Here is a 9,952-nt window from a genome sequence, read left to right as displayed (position 1 = left end):
ACCCCGCCAGTCCAGCCCCACCCCGAGATCAAAAGGCCGTTGCCGCTTCCTATTGGCAGGTGGGCATAGGTGGTCTGGGCAAGACCCCCATAGTTCTTGTCTGCTACGAGGTAACGGCTGTCAATGGGAGTCCAGATTCCAGCGAGGGTCAGATTTGGCAGGGAAGGCATGCGTGGATATAAAAATGTTTCCTTAGGGAAACAAATTATGTTCCTTCATGGCGCGATTGCACAAGAATTTTGGCGAGTCTTACACGATATCGGCGCTGCCCGTGCCATAAAACCAACGGAAGTTGGCCGAGCACTCTATTTCACACCCAGCTGACTGCGCGTCAGGAACCGCAGAGCCGCTTGACCATATAGACCGCGTCGTCGGGATAGCTCTTCAGGTTCGCAGCGTATTGCAAATCGGGCGCCATCGCTGTGTACCCAAGGCGCATCCAGTACTGGCGGGAGCCTTGCACCGATACGAGTGCGGAACTGGATATGTTCCAGGCGGCGGCAGCCTGCATGGCAAGCTCGACAAGGGCGCTGCCAACGCCTTTGCCAGCCATGCGGCTTGGTACCGCCAGGTCGTGAAGGTACAAGGTGTCTGCATTGGAAACGAGGCAGAAATGCCCGCCCAGAGGTGTGACGGCGCCCAGCCTGGACGGGTAGGCTAACAGGTATCCGCAGGGCCCTGCATCGTCCTCGGCGATCCAGCATGTCCGAGGAGCGTCATGTAGCCGCTGCAGGATCACCTCTATCTCCTCCTGCATCAGGACGGAGTAGCTTTCTTCCTGGACTGCATGTATTGCAGGGGCATCGCCAGGATAGGCGATGCGGCACTTAAATGGCTGATCAGGGCCGGGACTGTCGTTCAAAACTCTTCCCAGTCGCCGTTGGCAGTTGCCACCGGCTTGGCACCGACTGTCCTCGGCACCACTGCCTTGCTTGCCGGCCGGGCACGCACAGCTACCTGGCCCGCAGGACGCGGTTGAGATACCGCCGTCCTCGCTGCAGGCTGCAGATTTGGCTGTACATTACCCAGCTTGAACGCGGCGACGATGTCCGCGAGAGACGTTGCCTGCTCCTGCAAGGAGCCTGCGGCAGCGGCAGCTTCTTCGACCAGCGCGGCATTCTGCTGCGTCACGCTGTCCATCTGGCCGATGGAATCGTGCACCGACTCGATGCCGGCAGATTGCTCCTGGGTCGCGGCCAGGATTTCCGACATGATGTCGGTGACGCGCTTGACGCTGTTGACCACGCCTTCCATCGTCTGGCCTGCTTCATTGACCAGCGCGCTGCCGACTTCCACCTTGCCCACCGAATCGCTGATCAGCTCCTTGATTTCCTTCGCGGCATTGGCACTGCGCTGGGCCAGCGTGCGCACTTCCGATGCCACCACCGCGAAGCCGCGGCCCTGTTCGCCGGCACGCGCCGCTTCCACGGCGGCGTTCAGCGCCAGGATGTTGGTCTGGAAGGCGATGCCGTCGATGACGCCGATGATGTCGCTGATCTTTTGCGACGAAGCGCTGATGGCATCCATGGTTGTCACCACCTTCGATACCACGGAACCGCCCTCGACCGCCACTTGCGAGGCGTCCTCGGCCAGCTTGTTGGCAAGGCGCGCGTTCTCGGCATTCTGCTTGACGATGGAAGTCAGCTCTTCCATCGCCGACGCCGTTTCCTGCAACGACCCGGCTTGCTGCTCGGTGCGAGAAGACAGATCGAGATTGCCGGTTGCGATTTCACCTGCTGCGAGCTTCACCGAATCACTGGAGCTTCGAATATCGACCAGGACGCGCGCAATCTGATCGACGAACTGATTGAACGCGGTGGCGATCTGCGACAGTTCGTCGTTACCGCTCGTATCGAGGCGGCGGGTCAGGTCGCGGTCGCCCGAAGCGATGTCCTGGAGCGCGTCCCGCACGGCGGTCATGCGTCCCATGATGCGCGAGATGAACAAGCTCAGGATGATGGCTGCAATGATTGCGGCGGCGACGGCAGTGATCAGGGAGCTCTTCAGGATGCCCGATAGCGCCTCCGTGCCTTCTGCCTTGTCCAATACCACGGCCAGCATCCAGTCGGTGCCGGCAACCCGGCTGACGTGCAACATGGCGTGCTGGCCGTTGAGCGTGACTTCGGAGGCATGCATGCTGCCGGAGGCCTCCTGCAGGCTCTTGCCTGACAAGCTGCTGTCCATGTCGCTGACTGGCTTGAGCAGGCGATTCTTGTCGGGGTGAGCAATCACCAGGCCGTTGCTGTCGGCCAGGAACGCGTAGCTGTTTGGCGTCGGCTTGATCGAGAGCACGATGTTGACCACGGAATCGAGCAGCACGTCGGCAGCGACGACCGCGGTTGCGCCCTTTGCCGGCTGGGCGAATGACACGACCAATTTGTGGCTGCTGGCGTCTTCGTAGGGAGGCGTCAGGATGGACGCATTTTTTTCTATCGCTTGCTTGTACCACGGCCGGCCGGTCGGATCGTAGTCTTTCGGCAGATCCGGCTGCGGCTTGGAGAACACGATGCGCTTGTCAGCATAGCCGGTATAGGCAAGCTCGAAGGAGCCGGCAATTTCGGCGGCTTTCAAAAAAGGCAGCATGTCGCCGGCGCCGGCATTGTCCGTCATTGAAGCGACGACCGCTCGCTCCGCCTTGACCCAGTCGGCAATGGCGCTCGAGCGCCCTTCCGAGATCTGTTTGAGCTGTGTATCGATGGCTTGCATCGTGCTCGAGCGCGTCGTTACAAAATTTGCCACGGCCAGCAACAGCATGGAAACGACGACAACACTGACGAACACGATGGTAAGACGCGTCTTGATGGACCCGAATTGATGTACTGCGACCACTGTCTTCCCCTTGAAGAAACAACGCGATGATTTATATTTCCGTGCGGAAACGCGAGAGTGTACGAATTTTCGTTGTCGAGGTCATTCCCTTTTTGTCAACTTGCCTGATCCAGCGCAATTCCGGCGCTACTTCAGCAAGCGATCGGGATTTTCATTTTCCTAACGGGGAAGCAAACCGCAGCGGCAGCGATCGAAGGTCGTTGACGCACCACCATGGGAAGGGGACGACATGGAAGCGGCCGTTTGGTGACAGCCGGTCGATGAGAGGACTATACTCAGAATTAAAAACGGCCCCGTGCCGTCAACGGATTTTCTGCATGGAGGCGGCAAGGCTTTTGCGCGGCGCCCCTTGAAGTCCTGTATCCAGATTCTTCATCGATGAGCGTATCCATGCCGTCTGAAAAAGTACTCAAGGGAGAGGTCTCTGGCGCCTTTCTGCTCGGGTTGCTTGCGTCACTCCACAACGTCAAATCGCTTCCGCAAAGTGACATCCGCTTGCGTGCGGACGAGATCGAACCTCTGGTGTGGTACCCCTATTCGATGCTCATTTCCACGCTGGAGCAGCTCGCGTCCACCGTCCCGTCATCAAATATCCTTTTTTTCGCCGGTATCAATTTTTTGCGTATCTGGTACGAACAGGGCCCAGGAAAGACGATGATCCAGTCGGGTCTCGACTGGCTGCATGCGAACGACGAAAGCGGCGGTTACAACTCGGTCGTCCGCGGCGGTGCGCCGGAGGAAATCGGCTGGTGCAGGCTCACGTCGATCGACGTGGAGCAGGGGCTCGCCATCTACGACAACGTGGTGGCTTTGCCACCGGATTATGTGCGCGGTGTGTTCTACGGCGGCTGCATCCTGTTCGACGACATGGAATATGTCGATGTCCACGTGGATGACGCGCCTTTTCCGCAAAATCCGATGTTGCGCCGATTGACGATTACGGTCCGGTTTCGCTGCAAGAGTCCCGAGCAGGCGGCGCGCGTGGATGCGGCGATCGATGTGCTGAAGCCCGGCACCTTGCTGGCCTTGTCGGTCGAAGACACCGAATCCCTCGCATGGCGCTTCAAGGGACTGCGTCTGAAGGAACGCTACCTTACGGCGTACCACGAAGATGCTCGAAACGTTCTTGCAGAGGCCACGCACCAGTTGGAACACACAGCGAGCGAGCTGCGCGCGGCCAAGGAGAGAATCGAGGCCGCAGCGGCAGTCGGCATTATCGGCTTGTGGGAATGGGATGCGCAGGAGAGTCACCTTTCATGGGATTCGGTGATGTATCACCTGTACGGCCTTTCCAGCCGCGCCTTTAACGTTACCTACGACGGGTGGACGCGCATATTGCACCCGGAGGATCGCGTTCGCGTAGACGCAGAGCTGTCCGTCGCCATGACGCGCGGAACCGTGTTTTCCAGCGAATTTCGCATCTTCTGGCCAGACCGATCAGTGCATTACATCAAGTCCGTTGCCAAGGTCATGTCCGCTGGCGGCACTGCAACGCGCATGCTTGGCGTCAGTTATGACATCACGGAACAAAAGCGAATCCAGCACGAGCTCGACCAGCTCGCTTTCTACGACCGCCTCACCGGCCTGCCAAACCGGCGCCTGCTGGAAGACCGCCTGGATCAGTTGCTCGCCTTTGCTCAACGGCAGCACCAAAACATCGGTCTGTTGTTCGTCGACCTCGACAGGTTCAAGCCGGTGAACGACCAATATGGCCACCACGTGGGCGACTGGCTCCTTCAAAGTGTCGCGTCGCGCATGCAGGGATGTGTCCGGGGATCGGATACGGTCGCGCGGATTGGCGGCGATGAGTTCGTTGTCCTCTTGCCCGCCATCGGCAACCTTGATGAAGCCTTTGGTGTCGCGGAAAAAATACGTGGCTGCCTGGAAGCGCCATTTTCCCGTGCTGGCGATGTGCGCCTGGAGATCTCGGCAAGTATCGGTGTTGCGCTCTACCCGCAACATGCGCAAACGGCGCGCGAGCTGATGCACTTTGCAGACAACGCGATGTACATGGCCAAGAACGTCGGCAGGAACGCGGTGGCGGTGGTCAAGGATAAAGAATAGGCGGGCTGGCCGATGCCGGCACCTTCAGTGCAGTGCGCGCTGATGATATTTCCGCTCGAATTCCCCACTCGGGTGTTGGAGCGGACGGTTCCTGCCACCTGCGCTTCGGCGGCAGGAGCGACAAGGCTTCACCCCAAAGCAGAAAACCGCTGCGCCAGCTTCTGCTCACGAAAATGCGCGACCACGAAATCAACAAAGGCGCGCGTCTTTGCCGGCAGCAAGTTCTGCGAGGGAAAGTAGAGCGCCAGCATGCCGCCGTCCACATACCAGTCGGGGAGGACGCGCGACAGTTTTCCGTCATTGAGATACGGCAGGGCATGGGGCATGCTGGCCAGGCCGATTCCCAATCCCATTTCGGCAACCCGGCATACAGCTTCCGGATCGCTCATCATGATGTGCTGGCGCAGCTGGATCGGCGCCTGCTGTCCGGAACGATTGCGCAAGGGCCACGCGCGCACGCGCCCGGTTTGTGGCGAACGGACCAGGATGCCGTCGCAATGTGCAAGGTCCGCCGGTGTCTTCACCGGCGGATGTTGGTCCAGATATCGGGGCGACGCCACCAGCACCCGATGCGCTGGTCCCAGGTCACGCGCGACCACGCCGGGAGAGATATCAAAGCCGCCGCCAATGGCCGCATCGAAGTTCTCACTGATCAAGTCGACCGGTCGATTATCGAAATGCCAGTCGGGTGAGATGTGCGGGTACTGTTTCAGGAACCTGTCCAGCAAGGGCACGATATAGGTCAGGCCAAAGGAATTGCCCATGCTCACGCGCAACGTGCCGGCCGGTTCTCCGCCCGCACTTCCAAGGTGGGCGACCGCCGTCTGGATGGCAAAGAGTCCGCCGCTCACTTCCGCGAGAAAGCGTTGCCCGGCTTCCGTCAGGGCCAGATGCCGCGTACTGCGGTGGAACAGACGTACCCCCACGCTCGCTTCCAGTCTGGCGACGTTCTTGCCGACCGCCGCCGAGGTCAGGCCGAGCCGCCGCGCCGCTTCGGAAAAGCTGCCGGCTTCGGCGCTACGGACAAAGCATTCAATGCTGCTCAAGGTTTCCATGGTGCGATTTTAAACCATTGGTATGAAATGAATAGCACAATTACCGGCTAGTTCGACCATAAACGAAAAGCGATACTGAACTCCCCATTTCAATTTTCAGGAGTACTTTCATGTCGATGAACACAGGACTGGCCGGCAAGGTCGCATTCATTCAAGGCGGATCGCGCGGTATCGGCGCAGCCATCGCGAAGCGGCTGGCCGCCGATGGCGCCGCCGTCGTCATTACCTACGTCAAAGGGGCGGACCAGGCGCAAGCGACAGTCGATGCAATCAAGGAGGCGGGCGGGAACGCCGTCGCGCTCCAGGCCGACAGTGCCGATGCCGGCGCGTTGTCGGCTGCCATTCGCAGGACAGTCGAAACACATGGACGTCTCGACATTCTCGTCAACAATGCCGGGACGCTGGCCGTCGCGCCGTTGGACCAGTTCAGCCTGGAAGACTTCGACCGTACCCTGGCAATCAACGTACGCAGCGTGTTCGTGGCGACGCAGGAAGCTGCGCGCCACATGACTGCCGGCGGCCGCATCATCAATATCGGCAGCACCAACGCCGACCGCATGCCGTTTGCAGGCGGTGGACCGTATGCGATGAGCAAGTCGGCGCTGGTCGGCCTCACCCGCGGCCTGGCGCGCGACCTCGGCCCTCGTGGAATCACGGTCAACAATGTGCAGCCCGGGCCCGTCGATACGGATATGAATCCGGACAGCGGTGATTTTGCGGCGATGATGAAAGGAATGATGGCCTTGGGCCGTTACGGCCGGACTGAAGAAATTGCGGGTTTTGTCGCTTACCTGGCCAGTGACGAAGCAGCGTATGTCACTGGTGCCAGCCTGTCGATCGACGGCGGATTTGCGGCGTAGGTGTAATCTATCCGCTGGCTCGTGTGTAACGGCCAGCGGTCATTTGTCGCAGGCCGTGCGGCGCAATATGAAAGGCCGGGTCGCTCGTCATGACTTTGTCAGGCAGTGCAACGTTCCAGTCGAACGAAGCGTCATCAGGAGAACAGGCATGGACGGATTTCAACTGACCTTCTTTACCGAGCAAAACTGCCGCCACGCCGGAATGCATCTCGTCGATTGGCTTGTCCAATTGACGAATGAACTGAACCTGCCTGGCGTAACGGTGATCCCTGCCAGTCAAGGCATGGGCCACCGTCACCGGGTTCACTCGGCACGCTTCCTTGAACTTGCCGACCAGCCCGTCTGTATCGTCATGATCGTTTCAGCCGAAGAGGCCGACAGGCTGTTTGAACGTCTTCGCAGGGAGAACGTGCGATTGTTCTACACGAAGGCCCCCATTGAGTTTGGAATGCTGGGCGAGTGAGGGCAAGGCTGGACGTTCAAGTCACAACGGCGCGGACTGCGCCGCCCGCACTCCCTCAGGCCGATGCTATCGGCCCATCCTGTTGCCGATCACGCCACCGACGGCGGCGCCGCCGACCGTGCCAAGCGCGCTGCCGCCGGTGAGCATCGAGCCGCTGAGCGCACCGATACCGGCACCCATCACCGTGTTCGCATCGCGCTTCGACATGCCGCTGCAAGCGCCCAGGCCGAGCACCATCGCCACGGCGAGCGCAACGGATGTACATCCTTTGGTCGTCTTCATTTGTTTTCCTCCTTGCCGGGGTTGGCACACACTCCGTCCCATGCCTCGCGGCCCCTTCACTTCAGCCGCATGTCATTCTTGACGGACACGACGCCGCGCACGCCCTGTGCACTGGCGACCGCCTTGTCCACCATGGTTCTGGAGCTGACGAAACCGCTCAACTGGACCACGCCCTTGTAGGTCTCGACGTTGATCTCGCTCGACTTGAGCGCCGGATCGTTGAATATGGCCGCCTTCACCTTGGTCGTGATGACCGAGTCATCGATGTATTCCCCGACGCTTTCCTGCTTGGACGTCGAGGCGCAGCCCGTGAACGTAAAGGCTGCCGCGGCGAGAACGATGGCAATGCGATTCCTTGCTTTCATGAGTGATTCCTCCTCGTCGTTCGATTTCGTCAATCAATGCCCGCCTCTTGGGCGAACCCCATCGCGTTGCGTTCCTGCAGGGCAGGGCGCGCGTCGATGTCGTGTAGTCGGGTCGTTGCAGATGCGATGCCTCTATCGGCTGACCGGGCGGTCATGGGCATCCGGCATCGTGTGCTGCGCAAGGACCCGTTTCCGGCCTCGGGACGTAACTGGCCTCCGGTCCGGCAGTTCAGGTCAGGATTGCTGGGTGAATCACTGACGGCGTTTTGAGAGTGTCATGCACCAAGGACCGGACCCTGAAATGCACTGTTCCACATACCCGTAAGTGTAGATAGACAGCATGGATTTGCTGTAAGGAAGGGTAACCAGTTGTAAGTTGCGAGTCGCGTGGGTTGGGCTGATGAAGGAAGCCTGGCATTCCATTTCGACAAGATTTCGTCACTCATGCTGCAGATGCATTAATCGCAAAAAAACTCGCAATATACAAATCACTTGGCAGATAGGACACTCTCTTCGTACCGGCGCATTGCGTCATTCCATTCCAAACAAATTGTTCACGGAGACGAGCGTGAAAACGAAAACCCCTTACTACAAATCCCTCTACTTCCAGGTGCTGATGGCGGTGGCCGCAGGCGTCGCAGTGGGGCATTACTGGCCGGACTTCGGCGCTTCGCTCAAGCCGTTGGGCGACGCGTTCGTGAAGTTCGTCAAGATGATGATTGCGCCTATCGTGTTTTGCACCATCGCCCTCGGCATTGCCAAGATGAGCGACATGAAGGAAGTCGGCAAGACGCTGGTGAAGGCGATGGGCCTGTTCTACCTGCTGACACTGATTGCGCTGGCCACCGGCCTGGTCGCGGTGTATCTGCTGGAACCCGGCACCGGCATGAACGTGAATCCGTCCTTGCTCGACCAGTCCGTGGCGGCGAAGTATGTCAAGCCGGACGCCCCCAAGGGCTTCGTGCCCTTCCTGATGCACATCATTCCGCATTCCTTCTTCGGTGCGTTCGCCGAGGGTGAAGTGCTGCCAGTGCTGCTGCTGGCGATCCTGATCGGCTTTGGCGTGGCGCGCACCGGACGTGGCGGCAAGCTGATGCTGGACGGCATCGACTCCTTCTCGCATGTGCTGTTTACCGTGTTCGGCTTCCTGATGAAACTCGCTCCGCTGGGCGCCTTCGGTGCGATGGCCTTCACCGTCGGCAAGTACGGCGTCAAGTCCATCAGTTCGCTCGGCATGCTGATCGGCACCTTCTATGTCGCCTGCCTGTTCTTCGTGTTCGTCGTGCTGGCGACCCTGGCCCGCCTGCACCGATTCAGCCTGTTGAAGACGCTGCGCTACTTCAAGGAAGAATTGATCGTCGTGCTCGGCACGTCTTCCACCGAACCCGTGCTGCCGCGCATGCTGATGAAGCTGGAACAGCTCGGCTGCAAGAAAGGCGTGTCCGGCCTGGTGCTGCCGATGGGCTATTCCTTCAATCTCGACGGCAGCGCGATCTACCTGACGCTGGCCACCGTGTTCATTGCGCAAGCCTGCAACATCCACCTGTCGCTCGCGCAGATCCTGACCATGCTCGGCGTGATGCTGCTGACCTCGAAGGGCGCCGCCGGCGTAACGGGCAGCGGCTTTGTCGCACTGGTCGCGACTCTCTCGGTGATGCCGGAAATTCCGGTCGCCGGCGTCGCCCTCATCATCGGTATCGATCGCTTCATGTCGGAAGCGCGCGCGCTGACCAGCCTTGTCAGCAATGCCGTCGCCAGCATCGTGGTATCGCTGTGGGAGGGCGCATGCGACCGCCGCGTGCTCGAGAGCGAATTGAACCGCGGATTCGTCCAGCTTGAAGAAGTGGAGGAAGCGCCGGCCCATGACGCCGGGTTGGCAGCTGCCTGATTCGCCGCGCAGCTTATTGCCGTCTAACGCAAGCGGCGCGGCCAGGTCTGTTCAATCATCTGATACAGCTGGCGCGCCGACGGAGATAATTCGCGGCCGCGACGGCGAATCAGGCCGACGGTGCGCTCCACGATCGGGTCGACCAG

9 protein-coding genes are annotated in these 9,952 nt (G+C 59.9%); 4 read left to right on the top strand and 5 right to left on the bottom strand.

What is annotated here, in order from left to right; genetic code table 11:
• Positions 1-331 precede the first annotated feature (331 nt).
• Together AYR66_RS14605 and AYR66_RS30430 are read right to left on the bottom strand one after the other, a co-directional pair.
• Positions 332-862, bottom strand: a complete 531-nt coding sequence (locus AYR66_RS14605) for a GNAT family N-acetyltransferase (RefSeq protein ID WP_206047180.1) — start codon at positions 860-862, stop codon at positions 332-334.
• Positions 859-2,829, bottom strand: a complete 1,971-nt coding sequence (locus tag AYR66_RS30430; RefSeq protein WP_272938345.1) for a methyl-accepting chemotaxis protein — start codon at positions 2,827-2,829, stop codon at positions 859-861. The genes AYR66_RS14605 and AYR66_RS30430 overlap by 4 nt, the downstream gene beginning before the upstream one ends.
• Before the next feature lie 390 nt (positions 2,830-3,219).
• Between AYR66_RS30430 and AYR66_RS14595 the strand changes: the two genes are divergently transcribed.
• On the top strand, positions 3,220-4,893 hold the full coding sequence (locus AYR66_RS14595; protein ID WP_170942152.1) for a sensor domain-containing diguanylate cyclase: 1,674 nt from the start codon (positions 3,220-3,222) through the stop codon (positions 4,891-4,893).
• Positions 4,894-5,021: 128 nt separating this feature from the next.
• Here AYR66_RS14595 and AYR66_RS14590 read toward each other — a convergent pair whose 3' ends face one another.
• Positions 5,022-5,948 carry a LysR family transcriptional regulator gene (locus AYR66_RS14590; protein WP_088708086.1) on the bottom strand — a complete coding sequence of 309 codons (927 nt, stop codon included), beginning with the start codon at positions 5,946-5,948 and terminating at the stop codon, positions 5,022-5,024.
• Positions 5,949-6,058: 110 nt separating this feature from the next.
• On the opposite strand from AYR66_RS14590, the gene AYR66_RS14585 reads away from it, so the two are divergent.
• Positions 6,059-6,808, top strand: coding sequence for a 3-oxoacyl-ACP reductase family protein (locus tag AYR66_RS14585; protein ID WP_206047179.1), 750 nt, complete (start codon positions 6,059-6,061; stop codon positions 6,806-6,808).
• A gap of 148 nt (positions 6,809-6,956) precedes the next feature.
• On the top strand, positions 6,957-7,271 hold the full coding sequence (locus AYR66_RS14580) for a DUF190 domain-containing protein (RefSeq protein WP_088708085.1): 315 nt from the start codon (positions 6,957-6,959) through the stop codon (positions 7,269-7,271).
• A 66-nt stretch (positions 7,272-7,337) separates the two neighbouring features.
• Here the strand turns inward: AYR66_RS14580 and AYR66_RS14575 are convergent, their stop codons facing one another.
• Positions 7,338-7,553: a glycine zipper 2TM domain-containing protein gene (locus AYR66_RS14575; RefSeq protein ID WP_088708084.1), complete on the bottom strand. Its 216-nt coding sequence runs from the start codon at positions 7,551-7,553 to the stop codon at positions 7,338-7,340.
• A gap of 56 nt (positions 7,554-7,609) precedes the next feature.
• Positions 7,610-7,918 (bottom strand): BON domain-containing protein, encoded by a 309-nt coding sequence (locus AYR66_RS14570; protein ID WP_088708083.1) that lies wholly within the window; start codon positions 7,916-7,918, stop codon positions 7,610-7,612.
• A gap of 568 nt (positions 7,919-8,486) precedes the next feature.
• Here AYR66_RS14570 and dctA point away from each other — a divergent pair.
• Positions 8,487-9,806 (top strand): C4-dicarboxylate transporter DctA, encoded by a 1,320-nt coding sequence (gene dctA, locus AYR66_RS14565; RefSeq protein ID WP_272938344.1) that lies wholly within the window; start codon positions 8,487-8,489, stop codon positions 9,804-9,806.
• Positions 9,807-9,952 lie beyond the last annotated feature (146 nt).

Source organism: Noviherbaspirillum denitrificans (assembly GCF_002211445.1).
GTDB lineage: Bacteria > Pseudomonadota > Gammaproteobacteria > Burkholderiales > Burkholderiaceae_D > Noviherbaspirillum > Noviherbaspirillum denitrificans.
This window is presented reverse-complemented; position numbering and strand designations above follow the sequence as displayed.

Excerpts from the sequence above, each read along its gene's own strand:
- AYR66_RS14595 (WP_170942152.1), top strand. The coding sequence starts at position 3,220 with ATGCCGTCTGAAAAAGTACTCAAGGGAGAGGTCTCTGGCGCCTTTCTG.
- AYR66_RS14590 (WP_088708086.1), bottom strand. The coding sequence starts at position 5,948 with ATGGAAACCTTGAGCAGCATTGAATGCTTTGTCCGTAGCGCCGAAGCC.
- AYR66_RS14585 (WP_206047179.1), top strand. The coding sequence starts at position 6,059 with ATGTCGATGAACACAGGACTGGCCGGCAAGGTCGCATTCATTCAAGGC.
- AYR66_RS14580 (WP_088708085.1), top strand. The coding sequence starts at position 6,957 with ATGGACGGATTTCAACTGACCTTCTTTACCGAGCAAAACTGCCGCCAC.
- AYR66_RS14575 (WP_088708084.1), bottom strand. The coding sequence starts at position 7,553 with ATGAAGACGACCAAAGGATGTACATCCGTTGCGCTCGCCGTGGCGATG.
- AYR66_RS14570 (WP_088708083.1), bottom strand. The coding sequence starts at position 7,918 with ATGAAAGCAAGGAATCGCATTGCCATCGTTCTCGCCGCGGCAGCCTTT.